This is a genomic window from Paenibacillus sp. LHD-117, assembly GCF_030929555.1.
Taxonomy (GTDB): Bacteria; Bacillota; Bacilli; order Paenibacillales; family Paenibacillaceae; genus Pristimantibacillus.
In genome coordinates this window covers 1-17,857 of record NZ_JAVFVT010000067.1, presented here as the reverse complement: position 1 = coordinate 17,857, position 17,857 = coordinate 1, and the positions used below count along the sequence as shown (strand labels likewise).

The window sequence follows — 17,857 nt, the reverse complement described above, 5'->3', positions numbered from 1 at the left end:
GCCTTATATCGTACCTCTTTGAACGCATTGTTCCGTTGTCTCATCATCCCCGCCCCCTTCATCAAGATTGTACCTTATTTCCCTGCTATCTCTCCAACTTGATTAGGGGGCTTAATAGTAACGTCCGCCGCTTCCGTTAGCATCCATCCATGAATAATCAAAACGTAGCGATTTCCAGGACCGTTTACTAGTCGTAATTCGGCAGCAGCTCCTCGGCGGCGCCGCTGCCGTAAACCATCGCACCAGTATGACGACAAGCGCCCAGCCTAAAAACAATGGCCGAAAGCCACTGCTCCGGCAGACGACATGCGCCGCCAAACTAATCGGCACCGACCGAACTTTCCGATAATGTTTCCTTCTCCAGCCATATATCCTTAAAATCGATCCATCCGAGCGAATTGACTCCCACGCCCTTAATGTTAGGGTTGTAGAACGTATTCAGCTTCTTATGGAGCAAAAAGCTGACATGCGCTTCCTCTCGAAGGCGCCCTTCGATATCCATCAGCTGCGTCCACCGCTCCTCCTCGGTCCGGCAGGCAAGCGCGGCGTCGATTTTCTCTTTCACCCACGCCAGAAGCTCCGAATCGAGCTGCTCGCGCATGAAGTTGCCCGACTGCTCGAACAGCTCGATCATGCACACTTCATCCTCGGCGAACACGACGCAATAAAGCATGCAGTCGAAATTGCGGAGCACATCCGGTTCCCGGACGGTGAGCCATGTCTCGACTTGAACCTCGATCACGATGCCATAGGCGGCAAGCTCCCGCTGCAGCCATCTGGCATCCTGCTCATGAATGCCATAAACGCCGATTCGGATCGGCTCTCCCTTATAGCCGGATTCCTTAAGCAAGGCGGCGGCCCGCTCGCAATCGGCATGGAACGCCATGCCGTACAAGTCTTCGTTCGGGAAAAATCCCCATGCAGGATAAATCCGGTCCTCGCCAAGCTCCTCGATCATCCGGCTTCGGTTGATCAGGAGGTCGACCGCCTTCCGGAACGCGAACGACTTCTGCGGACCTGGCTTCCCTAAGTTCCAAGTAAGCAAGCTGCAGCCGTTGCACACGTACTCGATCCGCTTCCAGCCCTGCTCCGGTTCGATGTCCTTCAAATCATGGTCGACGAGCAGCTGCTCCCAGCTCTTCGTGAACATCGCGGAGCTTTCCGGCAGCACCGCGATCATGATGCCGTCGAGATGCGCGCGTCCCTGGAAATACTGAGGGTTCGCTTCCATCGTGAACCGATCCTGCTTCCAATCCACGAACCGGAACGGTCCCGTGCCGATCGGATGGGTCCAGAACCGTTCGTCCTGCCGGACCAGCTCGTGGGGCACGATCGACAATGCGGATGCGCACAGGAAGCGGAGGAACAGCCAATTCGGTTTATCCAGCTTGATCACGACGGTCCTGACGCCCCGCTTCTCCACTTCCGCGACGGAGCGGACGTACCAGCCCGAAGCCGTGCTGCCCTTCAGCCTCTCCAGCGAATAGACGACATCCTCCGCAACCAGCTCTCTCCCGTGATGAAACAACACGCCCTTTCGAAGATGGAACGTCCATTCCTTCCCGGCGGCGTCGACCTCCCACGCATGGGCGAGCGAAGGCATGATGCGCCCTGCATCCCGATCGAATACGACAAGGGTGTTGAACAACTGCTTCACCATATGGGCGCTGAAGGCGTAATACAAATTTTTGGTATCGAGCGTAATGATCGGCCGGTAGACCGGCAGCCGGAGCATGTCGACTTCGGCTTCGCCCTCCTGCGCGATCTGGTATCCGAAGTGACCATTCATCCATTCCACGAAATGCTGGCGGACCGACGTCCCTTCGCCATATGTCTGGATCAACTCGAAGGCATATTGGTACTCGCCCTTCATCGCGTAATGCTCCGCAAGCTCCATCAGCTTCTTGCCTTTGTCGATCAGGAACGTCATCTTCGACCGGTTGCCCCGCCCGCGGCCCGCGCTCCATTCGATCATGCCGTCCTCTTCGAGCTTGCGAACAATCAGCTTCACGTTGCGGGTTGTGCAAAACAGCTTGTCGGCCAGCTCCTCCAGCGATACCTCGATTGGAATGCCCGTTCCTTCGGCGTCGGCATAACTGGCGTACAGCGTCAAATACCGCTCGTCGTTCACCATCCGTTATCAACTCCTTCTAGAGGTTGTTCAAAAAGTCCACTTTTGATCACGATGCATACCAGGTAGCTTAATCGACATCGAATCTTGAACTCAGCCGGAACAAGCGTATGCTTACGAAGTATGTTTCCTCCGGAAACATTGCAGGTGCTCACGTAGCTTCCACTACGCTCCGCTCCTCATTTCCTAGCTTCATCCAACCTTCTACAGCGTTTTTGAAAAAAAACGCAGCATCGGAAGCATAAGCTCATGTGCTGAAAACTGAACTTTTTGAACTCGCACATCTAAGCGATTATGGCAAAAAGAGAAAAGGGGAAATTAATTAAGATGATTATACACTTTTTGTACCCTTTTCGTCAGCGCATAATAAAGACAACAAATTTAAAAAAGAAACACGAGGAGGACTGAACGTGCTTATGGAATATTATGTGGGAGAGCAGTTGAGGCAGGATTGGGAGACGGATTGGGAGAGCAGGGACCGAAGGGGTGAATTCGTGACGGCTGAGCGGGAACCGAAACAATCGTGGATGGAGAAGCTGCGCGCATATAAGGCACGCTTCGGTTCATCCTATACACCGTGGAGGTGATATCGATGTCGGGAAGAAACAGTAAGCCCGAGAATACCGGGCCGGCGGGAAGCCCGTCACGCCTGGACCAATTCGGCGACAAGCTGGCGAACGAATCGGGAACGAAGCCGATGAAGAGCGGCAAAAGCAATAACGGCAAAAGCTGCTAACAAGGGTTCCATCTTCGGCAGCAAAGAAATAAATCAGCCCTTCCCGAAGGAAGGGCTGATTTGCTTCGCGAATAAAACTCGCGACTAGACGTATCTTGCAATGACGTTGTTCAGCAACGAGGCGACGTATTGCGGACCTTGCGCGAGATCGGAATCCCTCACGATGACTTTCACGAAGCTTTCGTCCATGTCCATCGCTTCGGCGAACATGCCGAACAGGTTCGTCGCGCGGCGGTCGATCTGCAGCAGCAGCTCAAGCTCGCTTCCGCGATTGCGCAGGATCACCAGCTCAAGCTCATCCAGTCTGCCTCGGTATGCGCCGGAGTAAGGCACCCACTCGAATTCCTGGACGAACGGCGAGGAATCTCCGAGGCGCGGAGCATATACCGTCTCCGCCTGGCGCAGCTTGAAGCCGAGCGATTCGATCGCTTGCAGCACGACATTCATGGCCGCCGTCGGTACGACCTCGATACGGTCGTTGTCCGTCGGATCAACGGCCGAGCGGATATCCGCCGTCGTTTTGATCCACACCGGCGTTCTGCCGATGGAGAGCGGCGTGTTCGGCGCCAGATAAAAGCTGAAGCCGATCTCCTTGTTTTCGTTCGCGCGCACCGTGATCGGCGGAGCGACTCGCACTTTGCCAAGCTCCACGTTTTGCTGCATCTTGCTATCGTTCACTTCCTTGATGTAGTAAGTCATGATGGATAAATCAATGCCTTCGATCTGCTGCTCGACCGAGCCGCCTTGAATGCGGACGACGCCGCGCACTTCTTCTCCGGGACAGTAGGATGTCTTCTCCAGAAGCGTATCCACCTTCGCCGACCCGATTCCAACACTTGCCATCATACGGTTAAACAATGACATTGAACACTCTCCTCCTCGTTTCATATCCACTTACTACGATACATGGGGAAAAAGGTATCAACAACATCATAACAAAATTTTACGGCTCGCGGGCAAAAAGAAAGAGCCGGCGACAATCGCTCGGCTCTCCCGTTCAAACAATCGCCGCCTTCGTTACTCGGCCAGCAGAAGATAAATCACTTTCGCGCTTTCGGCGCGGGTTGCCAGACCTTGCGGATCAAATAGATCGTTTCCTTTGCCTTCAAGGAAACCAAGCTGAACAGCCGCCTCGACGGCGTCTCTCGCCCAGCTTCCGATGGCGGATCCGTCCGCGAAGGAGAGATTCTCGAGGTCTTCCGCCGGCTTGCCGTTACTCGCCTCATAGGCCCGCATGAGCATGACGGCCATCTCTTCGCGCGTAATCGCGTCGTTCGGCGCGAAATTCGTTGCCGACTTGCCCTTCACGATGCCGGCTTCCGCTGCCGCTGTTACGGCATCCGCATACCAAGCGCTTCCGTCTACGTCGGCGAATGCCGACGGGCCGGACGGCTTCAAGTTCAGCCCGCGGGCGATCAGCGCCGCGAACTCGGCGCGTGTAACGCTGCGACTCGGTTCATAATGGTCGTCGGTTGTACCTGTTACGATATGCCGAGCGGCCAATGCCTTAATGAACGGTTCCGCCCAGTGGGATGCGGGAACATCAACAAATGTTTTGTCGTATTCGAGCACCGCGTAAGCGGAGAAGTGATGAATCTCCGCCGTCATCGTGCCGTCTTCATTCAGCGTGCCTCCGACGTACTCAAGCTGCCCGTCGTCCGCGAGGTAATACACGCCTGCGAGTTGCTCATTCGCGGAAGCATCGAGCACGAACGTTAGCGTTAGCGGCTGATCGAACTCGCTCAGCACGCCGATTTCCTTGCCGCTCGCGTCAACGAGCGCAAGACGGAAATCATAGATATCCGAGATTGCGTTCAAGCCCGCTTGCAGCCCATCCCCAGCTTGTTCAAGCAGCTGCTCTCGCGCGCCTTCGACCAAAGGCTCCATCTTCAGGATGATCGTTCCACCGCTTACCGCGCCGAATCGGCTGGCGAGCTCGCCAATCACCTCGCCCGGAACGCGAATCCAAGCATCCCCTTGCTTAATGTCCAACGTCTTGCCGCCGAGCAGCTCGCCCGCGTTGATCGGCAGCGCTACTTGCGGCTTGCCTTGCGCGTCCAGCTTCACTCCGTCGACGCCGGCACTTGCCCCGATCGCATCCTTCAATTGCTGGACGCTTACCGCTTTGGTTCGTCCGTCATCCGGTTGAACGACGGTCCCTCCGCCGCCGCCATCGGCTCCGCCTTCCTTTGTAATCGCAAGCTTGATCGTTTTGGTCGCTTGCCCTGCGCGCCCTTGGTCGGTGTACCAAGGTAGCGCCAGTGTCTCTGCGCTCGGTTCGATATGGAGCATGAACTCGTTGAGACCGGCTTTCAGAGGAATATCTTCGACTAGCACGTTGCCTGCCGCATCCATATCCGCAGGGTCGATCGGCTTTTCATTAATGGTGAAGTCGACGCCGTACGGCACGTTCGCTTTTAGCGTAAACGTATCCTCTTGCGTCGAGAACGCGATGTCGTCTCCATAGGAGATTCGCGGCATCGTCACGATCATCGGCATATCCACCCAGCGAAGAACGTAATCGTCCACGACCATCGTATTGTTGCCCTGATTACGGATCGTCAGCTGCATGTTCGTGTCCGTCGAGGAATACGCATAGTTGCCGGCATCCTCCGTGTCGTTCGCCTTGCGGCTGTGCGAAGTCAGCGCCTCGGTCGGCCACGTTCCGCGCGTATATTTGTATTGGATCGATTTGCCCGCCATCATCTTGAAGCTGTATTCCACAACGTCGCGGGACGTCGCTCCGCTCGGCACGTTCAGCTTATTGCCTGACGAGTTCCAGCCATTGAAGTCGCCCGCCACGTAAATATCGTCCTGGACCGGCGTATAACCCGGCAGATGGACGCGCAGCTTCACGTCGACCATAACCAGCTTAGGCGTAACCGATTGCTCGCCGGAGTATGCGCGATTGTAAGAGCTGTCCACGGCAGCCACCTTATACGTATAATCCGTATCGTTGCTGACGGTGAAGTCGACATAAGAGAAGGCCGTCTTCTCGGCGACCGCGATCCGTACGAAATCGCCGTCCGCTTTATTACGATAAATTTCGAACTGATGAACGGTCGTCTCGCCTTCATCTTCCGTCCAATTCAACTGCACGCGGCTCGACTCGGTCGTAATGTTCGCGAGAACGGGCGCCGCCGGCGGCGTCGTGTCGTTCGCGTCCGCAAGGACGCTGACGCTTTCAGACTCCGATTCGGAGAAGGTCTCTCCGTTATCCGTGGACACCTTGGCGAAATAGCCGTATTCGCCCGCTTCGATCGGCTCGAACGTTGCCCAGTATATTTTTTGTTGGCCGTCCTGAGTGTCTTGTTTGTATCGTAGCTTCGTATCCGCTGCGTACTCGAGGGAAGAGCCCGCTTTGTAATAAACCAGGCGCGCGATCAGATTCGGCGCTTCCTTGCCTGCGTATGCATCATCGTCCGTGAGCCCAGGGATGCCGATCGTCACCTGAATCTCCGATGTTTTGTTGCCTGCCCCGAGTGTAACCTGGGTCGATGGCAGCGTGATCGCTACCGAGCCTACGGGGAAGGACGGGGTAGCCGACGCGTAGTCGCTAAGCGGGCTTTCTCCGCTCGCGGTAACGGCCGTCACAGTATAATAATACTTCTTGCCGTTCTCGACGTCGGTATCCGACCATGTCAAACCATTCGCTTCGCCGGCAAACGTTAACGCGCCGCCTTCGATCGCTGCCCGGTACACGTTATATCTGGTCGCGCCTTCGACCTGTTCCCAAGCAAGCACAACTTCGCCGTTGCCGCCGGTCGCGCTGACCTGCTGCACCTTCGGAACCGTTACAAGCTCGGTAGTCGACGACATCATGAGTCCGCTCATCGCTTTGACCGTGAGCAAGATACGGCCGTCCTCGACCGTACCCAGCGAATCGCTGCCTAGCCTATCCACCAGCGTCAATCCTGCCGGCAGGAAACCCGCTACGTCAACCTGAATCGTCGCGTCTTCCGTGCCGCGGTTCACCGCGACTAGACCTGCCTCGCTCTCCGTCTTGCGCACATAGGCGATGACGTTGCCTTGGCTGTAAACCATTTTCAGCTCGCCCGTGCGGAATGCTTCGTTCTCTTCGCGGGCGGCAGTCGCTTTCACGTACGCATCGAACAGCCCTGCGTAACGGCCAACCCCCGAATATTCGCCTTCAGTGACCTTGACGCGTTCCCAAGGGAACGTGCGGCGGGAATCCGGATCCTTCGTTCCCGCAAGACCTACCTCATCGCCGTAATAGATGGTCGGCGCGCCCGGATAACCCATTTGGAAGATCGCCGTCAACGCCTGCAGCTTCAGCGCCTTGTACGTCGCCTCCGGCGCGATCGCGAGATGCTCCTCTTCCCATTCCGGCTTGTCGTACTTCGTGATGGAACGGATCGTATCATGGGATCCCACCAGGTTCAGCATGACCTCCCAAGCTTCTGCCGGATAGTCTTCGCGGATCGATTCGAGCGCTTCATTCAATTGATTCGCGTTACCGCTGAGCATAAAGCTTTGCAGCGCGCCTCGGAACCGGTAGTTCATGACGGAATCGAACTGGTCACCGAGCAGGAAGCGCGTGGCGACGCCCCACTCTTCGCCGAGGACGATCGGGTCCGGAATTGAGTTGCCGTTCACGTCCTTGCGGCCCGCGGTCGACTTCGCCGCTTTGCGGAATTGCTGCCAAGTGCCGGCGGATACGTCCGGCGCGACGTCGAGGCGCCACCCGTTCGCCCCCATCCATTCCCATCGCTGGGAGCCCGCGTATTGCATTTGTTCGCTTGCTTCTTCATCGCTTAATCCCGTCAAATCATGGCCGATGACGAGATCACGGTACCCCGGCACGTTCCACTCGTGGTTGCCCTCGAGCGCATCGTCGTCGCCAACCGCCGCCGCGGGCGCATCGACGACCGGAAGGGAATCGTAACCCCACCAGCCTTCGTATTTGTAGTGGCCTTCGACTTTCGCGTTTTCCACCGTAAACCAAGTCGTGAAATCAAAATCTTCCGGATACGCGTAATTCGTTCCCGTGGCCGGATTAATCTGAGCCGTGAAAGCGTCGATCGTCTGCTGCTTGGCGTCGGCGAGCGTCGCGCCCTGATCGTTCACCTTGTCGTATACCTTCGCCCAGAACTCGTACGCGCCGATCTCCGGATATTTGCCATAGCGGTCGAAATAGATGGAGTCGTCGCCGACATGATTGAACACGCCGTCCATGATCAGCATAATCCCAAGATCGCGCGCTTGCTTCGCGAATTCGGTGAACACGCGGTCCGACGCGACGCGCGTCGCTTCGTAATCCAGTCCGGACTTCGGATCGCCCGGCGTATTATACACCGGTTCGCCGAACATCGGATCCAGATGGTGGTAGTCCGTGGCGTCGTATTTATGGTTCGAAGCCGCCCAAGCGACCGGGTTCATGTAGATGACGTTCACGCCGATCGATTTCAAATAATCCAGCTTCTTCGAAATGCCTTGAATGTCGCCTCCGTAAAATTCGTTCGTCCATAGGCCGTCGGATGTCGCGTTGGGGAAATAAGGCTGCTGCTCCGGCTTCGTGCGGTCCGGGTTCTCCGGCACCTCGGCCCAGTCGCCCTCGACTTGGTCTGGCGTTGGGTCATTCGTTACGCCGCCGTCGAAGTATTGGAGCTCGTACCCGTTATTGGACGTCAGCTCCCGGCCCGGGGCCGCCGCTCCTCCGCGATAGCCGTCCGCCGTTTTGGCGCGGTTGTTCGATTCCTCCCCGTCGAAGAACCGATCCGGGAAGATTTGATACACGACGGCGTTTTTCATCCAATCCGGCGTTTGGAAATCCGCCTTGTACACGGTCAGCTCGTAGGGAAGCACCCCGTCGTCCGCCGTCGTTCCCGTGCCTCCCCGCGAGCCGTCGTCGCCGTATTCCAGCTTCGCCGTTCCGTCGATCAGAATAAATTTGTAGCCCCATACGCCGATTCCCTGAAATGCGGTCGAAGGAATCGTCGTCTCCCAGAAATCCTTTCCGTCGAAGGACGTTGCCTTCCGCATATCGAACGCGGAAGCAAGGCCTTGCGGATTGCTTAGCTCGACGCGAACCACTTGGGCGTCGCCCGCTTCTGTCTCGATCCGGAGCGTCAGATCCTCCGCTGCTTCCTTGATGGCGCCGAACGGCTTCTTGTAAGTAACCGAGCGGCTGTTGAACGTTACCTTATCGCGACGGATCATGCCGTCGAACTGGCTGTCCGCCGGCTTGTAGTCCGTGGACATCGTACGTTCGGTAAGCTTGGTCGTGATCGTGACATCCGCGGGATCGATCGTTTGCAGGACGAAGTTGTCGTTGCCATTGCCGTAATTGTTCGCATCCCAGCTGCCGCCTTGCACGACCTTCATCTCGTAACGCCCGGCCGGCAGCGTACGCTGCAGCTTATAGACCGAACCGTCGAAGTTGTAATCGACGAAGAACTGCTCGGCCTCATTCGGACTCCAGGCCGTCTCGCCGAATACGGACTGAATGCTGCCGACCAGTCTCGGCCATACCGCTTGGCTTAGCGCCGGAACGTACTGGACGGCGCCCGAAACGTCCGGCAGGCTGATGCGCGCCTGTCCCAGCTCGTCGTTCACGTAAAAATTGACTTTCGTCGCTTCCGTCAAATCGAAGCTCATGTTGTTGCCGCCGTTGGAGTATCCGTCCCATGTGCCTTGGCGGACGATCTTGAACTCGTGGCGTCCGGCAGCCAGCACGGCCGAATAAACGTAATATTCGCCGACGAGATGTTTCATTTGCGTAGCCGTCGATTCGTTGTCCCAGCCCTGGAAGGAGCCGACAACGACCCATTTGTTGCTGCCGCCCGGCTGCTCCTCGAACGTATCGGCCACAATGCCGGATGTGTCAGCGCTTACATATGCCGGAGCCGTAACTGCTCCGATCGTTTGAATAACCATCGCAAATACCAAAATAAGTGCCCAAAGGCGCGTATTCTTTTTACCTCGTAAAATTCCGTTCATGCGCGTGCCTCCTTATTGAATGTTAAAGCCGGTTGCTAACGTTGCGAATTCAATGCGGTTTTTGTGCTGTTGCGGTGATGTTGCTCAGGTGCTGTTGCTTAGGTGCTGTTTGTTGCTTAGGTGCTGTTGCTTAGGTGCTGTTGCTTAGGTGCTGTTGCTTAGGTGCTGTTGCTTAGGTGCTGTTGCTTAGGTGCTGTTGCTTAGGTGCTGTTGCTTAGGTGCTGTTGCTTAGGTGCTGTAATTACTGCATTATTTGTGCAATCGTTTGCACAAATAGATGCTTCCCTCCTTCATTAAACCAAGTCAGTGCTCTAATCTTATTATGAAAACGCTTTACAATCAATATATTCCACAAAAAAAATACGAAACCCGCTTTTTCGTAGATCAAATAAGCCGTTGGAAGCATGTCAAATCCCTTAATGTGTGCAAACGATTGCAAAATTCGTCGATTTCTGACTTCCGCCATCGCGAGGAATGCAAATGGGGCTGTCTCAAAAGTAAACACTTTTAGGGACAGCTTTTCTTCGTCTAAATGCGGCTCATCAGGCCGAACGTGTACGAAAAACCATACACACGACACCGTTTCGGGGCGCAACGGGACGAACGTGTACGACAAACCATACACACGACACCCATTCGCGGCACAACGGGACGAACGTGTACGAAAAACCATACACACGACACCCATTCGTGGCACAACGGGGCGAACGTGTACGAAAAACCATACACACGACACCTATTCGGGGCGCAACGGGACGAATATGCACGAAAAACCATACACACGACACCCATTCGCGCCGCAACGGGACGAATGTGAATAAAACCACGTAAGGCTGTTCTCGTCAAAGCGGGAAGACCTACTTTATAGACAGCCCCATAAGAAATTGCCCGTTCGCTAATGGAACTTTCCGCAGTTCATATAAACCGCTCGAGCACGCCATCGATCTGATCCTTCGGCACTAAATCCGACGGCCGCCGCACAGTGAACGCGTTGAGCGCGTTTGTCTTATGCACGACGACGACGAAATTCCGTCCCGGCATCAGCTCATGTCTCAGACGGATGGCGTCGTGATGAGTGCGAAGCGGATATTTTTTGCCTGCGATAAATTCTTCCGTTTTGAAAACAAGCGCGTAAAAAGAAGGCGACGGATAGCCGATGGTCGCCAGCCGATGCCGAACGGAATCGTAAATATAACCTTGCTTCGTAACGATCGCTTGCGTCCCCGGCTTCAGAACGCGGCCGCGAAGCCGTTCCATGTAATCCTTCGAAAACATGTTATCGGAATCGAGCCGAACGGAATAGGTAAGCGCGGAATCCCGGATCGCTTCCGTCGCGATGGCTCTAGCGCCCGTCGCGGGCACGAACCGGATATGCGGCGGCAGCGCCTCGTAGCGGGCTAACGCTTCCTGAATAATCGGCTCCGTCTCGTCCTTGTACAGGAATAAAGCCGTGAAGTCGCTGCTGGTCTGCTTGCGCAAACATTGGGCCGTATACTTCATCGTAATGTCCATGCGGTAATTAATCCATTTCGGATCATAGATCTGCTTGCTGTACTCCCTGTTGTTAAAAGGGATTTCCAGAATAATGCTGATGTCCTTCATTGCCGGCACCCGCCTCTCGCGATAAAGTTTATGAAACTTGTTTCGTATAGCATATTCGCTAGAGTGGGATGAGGCTTGGACGAACGGCATGCGGGATGCGGACGGATCCATAAGCCGACCGAGCTTTCCCGGCCGATGCCGCTTCGTTTATAATTTTTGAAGAGGAAGAGGCGGAGGAGACGATATCCATTGAAGATTATATTGCTATATATCGAGGACGACAAAGAAATCGGGCAGCTCGTCGCGGATCATCTGCGCGAGCAGCAATACGAGGTGAAGTGGCTCGCAAGCGGTGAACATGCCTTGCAGGAAGCGGAAGGCTGCAGCCTGATTATTCTGGATGTCATGCTGCCGGGGCTGGACGGCTTCACGATGGGGCAAAGGTTGAAGAAATCGGCGCCCGACGTCCCCATTCTGATGTTGTCGGCCCGCACGTCGATCGACGACAAGCTGCAGGGCTTGCGGTTCGCCGACGACTATTTGACTAAACCGTTCCATCCCGACGAATTGACCGCCCGGATCGAAGTGCTGTTGCGACGCAGCGGGAAACGCTCCAATGAACCGACGGAGGTCAAACATTTGCTCGTCTACGAAGCGGAGAACCGGGTCGTCCATGCGGAAAGCGGAGAAGAAATCGCGCTTAGCGGGAAGCAGTTTCATATTTTCATGTACCTGATTCGGCATCTGGGACAAATTCTGACGAAGGAGCAAATCTACGAAGCCGTCTGGAACGAGCCTTATTTGGAAGGAGACAAAACGTTGATGGTGCATATTCGTTATCTTCGCGAAAAAATCGAAAAGGATCCGGCCAGTCCCGAAATTATCGAGACGATTCGAGGTTTGGGTTACCGGGTGCGGAGATGAACGGGAGCGGAAAACGGAAATGGAACACAAACGTCCCAGGTGCAAAATGAGGTGCACCCCTTAGAATAGACATTGGAAAAACCCCTGGTTATTCCGATGAATTCTAGGGGGTGTATTTTTTATGGCGAATAAAGGACAGAAGTTTAAGTCATATACAGAGGAAGACAAGAAGGAGGCGATTCGCTTACATATTGAGGAGAAATGGACATACAGACAAATAACCGAACACTTAGGGATTCAAGATAAGGATAGAGTTAAAAAGTGGATGCGTAGGTACAGGGAACTTGGTGAGTTTGGACTGTTGGATCAACGAGGACGTCGGGAACAGTATATAGACCAGGACCGACATGTGAAGCAGCTCAAACGGGAGAACGAAGCCTTAAAAAAGTGTTTGAAAATATGGAAACAGGAGGTGCACAAGGCAAGTACCATATCATTCAGTTAGCCGCGGAACAGTATCCCATTAAGGAGCTCTGCAGCCTCTTAGGCGTATCTAGAAGCGGATATTACAGCTATTTAAATCGGCTAGTTAACGACAAGGACCATGAAACGAAAGAGCGAATCAAATCCATATACGAGCAGAGAAACGGAACATACGGATACCGAAGAATAGAGGATGAGCTTGAACGTCAATATGGTGAAAAGGTGAATCACAAGCGAGTACTACGTCTCATGCAACAACTTGGCTTGAAGGCTGTTATTCGAAGGAAGCGCAACTATCGCAACTCCTATCAAGTAGCAGAAGCAGACGGCCGCGTCGCAGATAATTTGCTGAAGCGTGACTTCACTGCGGACAAGCCGAATCAGAAGTGGGTTACCGATGTGACTCAGTATCGTGTAGAGGATGAACGGCTATATCTGTCGGCTATCAAGGATCTGGGCAGCTCCGAGATCGTCGCATATCACATTAGCAATTGCAATGACAATGAGCTGGTTCTAAAGACGTTTAAAGACGCATTTGAAGCGCAAAAGGACGCGACTGGTCAAATAGCCGGATTGATCGTTCATAGCGATCAAGGCTTCCAGTACACGTCCCATGCATACCACGACATGCTGCCTACGGTTGGCGCCCAAATCAGCATGTCCAGACGCGGCAATTGTTTAGACAACGCCGCCATGGAGAGCTTCTTCTCGCATCTCAAAGCGGAAGCGCTCTACCCTTATAATATCCGCTCGTTGGACGAGGCACAACGAAGAATAGAGGAATTTATACATTTTTATAACCATGAAAGGATTCAAAGAAAATTAAACAAGCTGACGCCGGTAGAGTACCGACGCCAGCTTTCAGCCTAGGGCTTTTTTCAATGTCTACAAAATGGGGGCTTGACCAAAAAAGACGCGGTGGTTTCTTCCGAAATCGCTGAAAGGGCAATATTTGCTGATCGTGATCGCCGCCTTCCTGTTTATTCCCGTCATCCTCCCCATTGCCAGCGTTTCGTATTCCATCGTCCAATGGATATCGGGCAACGATATAGTCGACGACACCAAGTACGGCGGCACGACCGCCGTCCGAACGATGTGGCATGCCGAAGCGGCGAAAATGGATGGGTTGTCCGTTGACGAAATCGACGCCGCCTTATTGGAGTTGAAACGGCAATATCCCGAAGCCACCATGTTCTGGGTCGACGGCGAAGGCGTGACGCGCCGGCAGCTTCCGCCGCAATCGGATATTCCGGCGAAGTGGACGCCCAGGGAGGCGATCCGCTTCATGAAGGCGAGCGTCGGCAGCGACCCGTATACCGTCGTCGCTTTCCTCGGAAAGGACAATGCCGGTCCTGGGTTCATGACGCTTCGAATGCCACGGGACATCCTTTCCCCCGGGAGCCCGATCGGCGCCGGGACGCCCTATTACATCGCGTTTATTTTCGTCATGTTCGCCTTTTTCGTCGCGATGTCGCTCCTCTTCTTCCGCCATATCCGCAGGCGGCTTCTTCGCCTGCAGTCCGCGATGGCGCTGCAGGACGAGCACGGTATCCCGATGCCGATCGGAGTAAGGCGCGAGGACGAAATCGGCGCGCTCGAGCTCGCTTTCAACGGCATGGTCGTCCAGCTGCGCGACAGCCGCAAGCGCCAAGCCGAGGAAGAGGAGCTGCGCAAATCGTTGATCGCCAATCTGTCGCATGATCTTCGGACGCCGCTTACGATTATGAACGGGCATTTGCATCAATTGCAGGGGGAGCGTTTGTCCGAGCATGGCCGCCAATCGTTATCGGTTATGCAGGCCAAGTCGGAAGGGCTTGGCGAGCTGATCGACAACTTACTGGCGTACACGCTCATGACCGGCGGTCGTTACCGGCTTGCTTGCGAGGAGACCGACGTCATGCGGCTCGCCCGCGAATCCGCGGCGGGCTGGTATCCCGTCTGGGAACGCGAAGGCTTGGAGGTCGAGGTCGATCTTCCCCATGAATCCATGATCTGGAGCGTCGATAGGGCCGCCTTCCAGCGCATGCTGGACAACCTATTCCAGAACGTCGTCCGCCACGCCGGGAACGGCGGGTATATCGGCTTAACGCTGGCGGAGAGAGCCGGGCGCACAAGCCTCGTCGTTGCCGACCGCGGCAATGGCATGAAGGCCGGCTCGCCCGGAAGCGGAGCCGGCATCGGCCTCGCCATCGTGGACTATCTTGCCGAGAGCATGTCCGGGAAACCGAAAGCTCCGAGGCGGGAACGCGGGTTTATCTTTACGAGCGGGCCGAGACGTCAAGGCGCGCGCAATAAAGCCGGAGCGGCGAGTGAACGCCGTCCCGGCTTTTTTTTAAACGAAATTTAAACTTCGCCCGCCTTTCCTTTAACCTAGGGACGTTATTCTGGTTCTCGAGGTGATCAGCGTGAAGGAATGGATTATTGAGACGAGAGGTCTCAGCAAGAGGTACAAGGGGCGCTATGCGGTGTCCAATCTGAACTTGAAAATCGCGAAGGGCGAAATATACGGCTTCCTCGGACCCAACGGCGCAGGCAAAACGACGACCATTCGCATGCTGCTCGGACTGATCAAACCGTCCGGCGGCAGCATTCAAATGTTCGGCCGATCGCTGGTGAAGGAGCGTCTGCCGATTCTGCGGAAGGTCGGCTCGCTCGTCGAATACCCTTCGAACTACGGCCACTTGACCGCGGTGCAGAACTTGGAGGCCATCCGCCGCATCATTGACGCGCCGCGAAGCCGGATCGATGAAACGCTCGCTATCGTCGGACTGACGAAGGAGGCGAAACGTCCGGTCAAAGGCTATTCGCTTGGCATGAAGCAGCGATTAGGCATCGCGAGCGCGCTCCTCGGCAATCCGGAGCTGCTTATTCTGGACGAACCGACGAACGGACTCGATCCGTCCGGCATTTTGGAGATTCGCGAATTGATCAAGGATATGCCTAGGCAATACGGCATTACCGTCCTGATCTCCAGCCACTTGCTCAGCGAGGTGGAGCAGATGGCCAGCGTCGTCGGGATCATCCGCCGCGGGGAATTGGTGTTCCAGGACACGATCGAAAGCTTGCAGGAGCAATCCCGAAGCGCCGTGACGATCCGCGTGTCGGAAGCGCAGGACGCGCTGCGTCTGCTTCACGGACACGGCATTCCCGCGGCGTTCGGCATGCAGGAGTCGTCTCTGGCGTTGGAAGCCGGCGACGACCGGTCCGTGGCCGAAGCCGTTCGGGAGCTCATCCTGTCGGGTCACTCCGTCTACCGGGTCGAAGAAAACCGGAAGTCGCTCGAGGAGCTGTTCCTCGAAATCGTCGGGGAGGACGGAAGCCTATGATCGGCAAAGCGATAAGAGCCGACTTGCTGAAGATCAAAGGCAAAGGAATCTGGTTTCTGACGTTCCTCGCGCCAATCGGCTTGATCGCCATGCAGGCGCTGAATTACGGTCTCCGGTACGATCATATGATGAAGGCGTACGCGGACGATCCATGGGGAAATCTGCTCGAAAACATTTTGATGTTCGTCCCGATCGCGCTTATGATGGGCATTACGATTCTGAGCTCCATGCTAGCTAACGTGGAGCATCACACGAGCGCATGGAAGCAGCTCCTGGCGCTGCCGATTTCGCGGTATGCGGTGTTCGGCGCCAAATTCGCGATCGTCGCGATGCTGCTTGCCGTTTCGTGCGCGATGCTGGCGATCCGCACCTTCGCGCTCGGGGTCGCGCTGGGGTTCGACCCGTCGGACTTCCCTTCCTTGGACGTCGCGAAGCTTGCTTCGTATCCGTACTTGGCTTCCTGGACGGTTCTCGCGCCGGTGCTATGGATGTGCGTGACCTACCGCAACCAATCCTTGCCGATTACGATCGGCATCGTCGCGGCGCTGCTGTCGATTTTCCCCATCTCGGAATGGGTGCCCATCAGTTGGCCGCTCGCTTCCTACAAGGCGACGCATGGCGAAACATTCGTCTTCGCCGGCCTGGCGTGCGGAATCGCCATTCTTCTGCCGACCGCCGTCCACTTCAATCGAAAGGATGTGAGCTGACGATGCGGATTAAAGCATTTAGGGGACTTATGGCCGCGGAGCGGCTAAAGCTAAGCCGCTCCTTGATCTGGCTGCTCGTACCCGTTAGTCCGCTGATCGCCCTGATCATCGGAGCCATGTCGAATCTGACGGAGGTTTCAGTACAAGATAATCGGCTGCAATGGCAAGATCGACATTTGGTGATTTGAGCGAGTCGACAATGCTTTTGAACTGAACGGCAGCGATCATGCCACCTTGGAATTCTTCCGGATTCTCAATAGCGATATCAGAGATATACCGGTAGATACGATGACGGTTCGTCGCCACAAATCCAAGCCGGCCATCGGTATGGTACAGATTGACCGCGGTGATCGTAGGCATGTTTTCGTCAGATCCAGCAAATCTGGATGCAAGCGCCCCTTTCCGAAGCATGTCAAGCGGGCAACTAAGAAAACTCGTGTTTCCGGGTTGCGGCAGTTCGGGATATTGTTCCGAACTAAGTGCTTTGAGATTGGCCCGGCCACGTTCACCATAGTTAACCGTGACGTTCGCGTCTTTCTGCGTGAATGACAGTTCCCCATCAGGCATCCGTTTCACGAGCTCGATAACCTCTTTGGCATTCAGGCAGTAGCTCCCATCCTCGCCAGATTCGTTGGTCACCCGAAGAAATTGAAGAACTGCTTGCTTCGGTAGATCCATAGCTGTGATGAAAAGCGTTTCTCCCCTCAGATCAAATTTGAGGCACTGCAGAAGCGGGATCGCACTGGATCTAGGAACAATCTTGGCGCATAACACCAACGCGTCCAACAACTCATTACGTTCCACGCTAAATGCGGCTGCTCCCATCGCAATCGATCCAAGTTGCTTCTCGCTCTTCTCCGCTGCCGTCATATTCTTCGTTTTGGTTGTTGTAGCCATTCTAATTTCCTCCCTGTTTTTGCACGCAAAAAACCACGGAAAATGAAAAAAAACATACTTTAGGTATGTTTTATCAATTCTCTGTGGCAGTTACCGGTTAGACCCCCTAAATCCGGAGACTTGCCCATGTAGAGAAGGTTTCTTGCAGTATTACTTTAAATATCGCAAGTTTTCGTCCATTTTCTTGGCTACACAACTCGGTTGTATGGTT

At 55.0% G+C, this 17,857-nt stretch carries 13 protein-coding genes; 8 read left to right on the top strand and 5 right to left on the bottom strand.

Translation table 11 applies throughout. From position 1 onward, the window contains the following. Positions 1 to 319 precede the first annotated feature (319 nt). Positions 320 to 2,134: an SgrR family transcriptional regulator gene (locus RB620_RS29935; RefSeq protein WP_308100811.1), complete on the bottom strand. Its 1,815-nt coding sequence runs from the start codon at positions 2,132 to 2,134 to the stop codon at positions 320 to 322. Between the two features lie 407 nt (positions 2,135 to 2,541). Between RB620_RS29935 and RB620_RS29930 the strand changes: the two genes are divergently transcribed. Together RB620_RS29930 and RB620_RS29925 are read left to right on the top strand one after the other, a co-directional pair. Continuing rightward, on the top strand, positions 2,542 to 2,718 hold the full coding sequence (locus RB620_RS29930) for a hypothetical protein (RefSeq protein WP_308100810.1): 177 nt from the start codon (positions 2,542 to 2,544) through the stop codon (positions 2,716 to 2,718). Positions 2,719 to 2,723: 5 nt separating this feature from the next. Then, positions 2,724 to 2,867, top strand: a complete 144-nt coding sequence (locus RB620_RS29925; RefSeq protein WP_308100807.1) for a hypothetical protein — start codon at positions 2,724 to 2,726, stop codon at positions 2,865 to 2,867. Positions 2,868 to 2,951: 84 nt separating this feature from the next. On the opposite strand, the gene RB620_RS29920 is transcribed toward RB620_RS29925, so the two are convergent. The 3 genes from RB620_RS29920 to RB620_RS29910 form a co-directional block, all read right to left on the bottom strand. Beyond that, positions 2,952 to 3,731, bottom strand: a complete 780-nt coding sequence (locus tag RB620_RS29920) for a sporulation protein (protein WP_308100805.1) — start codon at positions 3,729 to 3,731, stop codon at positions 2,952 to 2,954. A gap of 153 nt (positions 3,732 to 3,884) precedes the next feature. Then, positions 3,885 to 9,827 carry an S-layer homology domain-containing protein gene (locus RB620_RS29915; RefSeq protein ID WP_308100804.1) on the bottom strand — a complete coding sequence of 1,981 codons (5,943 nt, stop codon included), beginning with the start codon at positions 9,825 to 9,827 and terminating at the stop codon, positions 3,885 to 3,887. A gap of 915 nt (positions 9,828 to 10,742) precedes the next feature. Further along, positions 10,743 to 11,429 (bottom strand): glycosyltransferase, encoded by a 687-nt coding sequence (locus RB620_RS29910; RefSeq protein ID WP_308100803.1) that lies wholly within the window; start codon positions 11,427 to 11,429, stop codon positions 10,743 to 10,745. Positions 11,430 to 11,618: 189 nt separating this feature from the next. On the opposite strand from RB620_RS29910, the gene RB620_RS29905 reads away from it, so the two are divergent. From RB620_RS29905 to RB620_RS29880, 6 genes are all read left to right on the top strand, one after another. Continuing rightward, a complete protein-coding gene (locus tag RB620_RS29905) occupies positions 11,619 to 12,293 on the top strand; it encodes a response regulator transcription factor (protein ID WP_308100801.1) in 675 nt (224 codons plus the stop codon). Between the two features lie 121 nt (positions 12,294 to 12,414). Beyond that, complete coding sequence (locus tag RB620_RS29900) at positions 12,415 to 12,738, top strand: helix-turn-helix domain-containing protein (protein ID WP_308100799.1); 324 nt, start codon at positions 12,415 to 12,417, stop codon at positions 12,736 to 12,738. Beyond that, the gene (locus RB620_RS29895; protein ID WP_308100798.1) at positions 12,681 to 13,586 is read left to right on the top strand and encodes an IS3 family transposase; all 906 of its coding nucleotides are present in this window, start codon (positions 12,681 to 12,683) and stop codon (positions 13,584 to 13,586) included. The genes RB620_RS29900 and RB620_RS29895 overlap by 58 nt, the downstream gene beginning before the upstream one ends. 91 nt (positions 13,587 to 13,677) lie before the next feature. After that, positions 13,678 to 15,063 carry a sensor histidine kinase gene (locus RB620_RS29890; protein ID WP_308100812.1) on the top strand — a complete coding sequence of 462 codons (1,386 nt, stop codon included), beginning with the start codon at positions 13,678 to 13,680 and terminating at the stop codon, positions 15,061 to 15,063. A 58-nt stretch (positions 15,064 to 15,121) separates the two neighbouring features. Beyond that, complete coding sequence (locus RB620_RS29885) at positions 15,122 to 16,042, top strand: ABC transporter ATP-binding protein (protein ID WP_308100797.1); 921 nt, start codon at positions 15,122 to 15,124, stop codon at positions 16,040 to 16,042. Then, positions 16,039 to 16,749 (top strand): ABC transporter permease, encoded by a 711-nt coding sequence (locus tag RB620_RS29880; RefSeq protein ID WP_308100795.1) that lies wholly within the window; start codon positions 16,039 to 16,041, stop codon positions 16,747 to 16,749. The genes RB620_RS29885 and RB620_RS29880 overlap by 4 nt, the downstream gene beginning before the upstream one ends. A 105-nt stretch (positions 16,750 to 16,854) precedes the next feature. Here the strand turns inward: RB620_RS29880 and RB620_RS29875 are convergent, their stop codons facing one another. Next, the gene (locus tag RB620_RS29875; protein WP_308100793.1) at positions 16,855 to 17,646 is read right to left on the bottom strand and encodes a DNA polymerase III subunit beta; all 792 of its coding nucleotides are present in this window, start codon (positions 17,644 to 17,646) and stop codon (positions 16,855 to 16,857) included. Between the last annotated feature and the right edge of the window lie 211 nt (positions 17,647 to 17,857).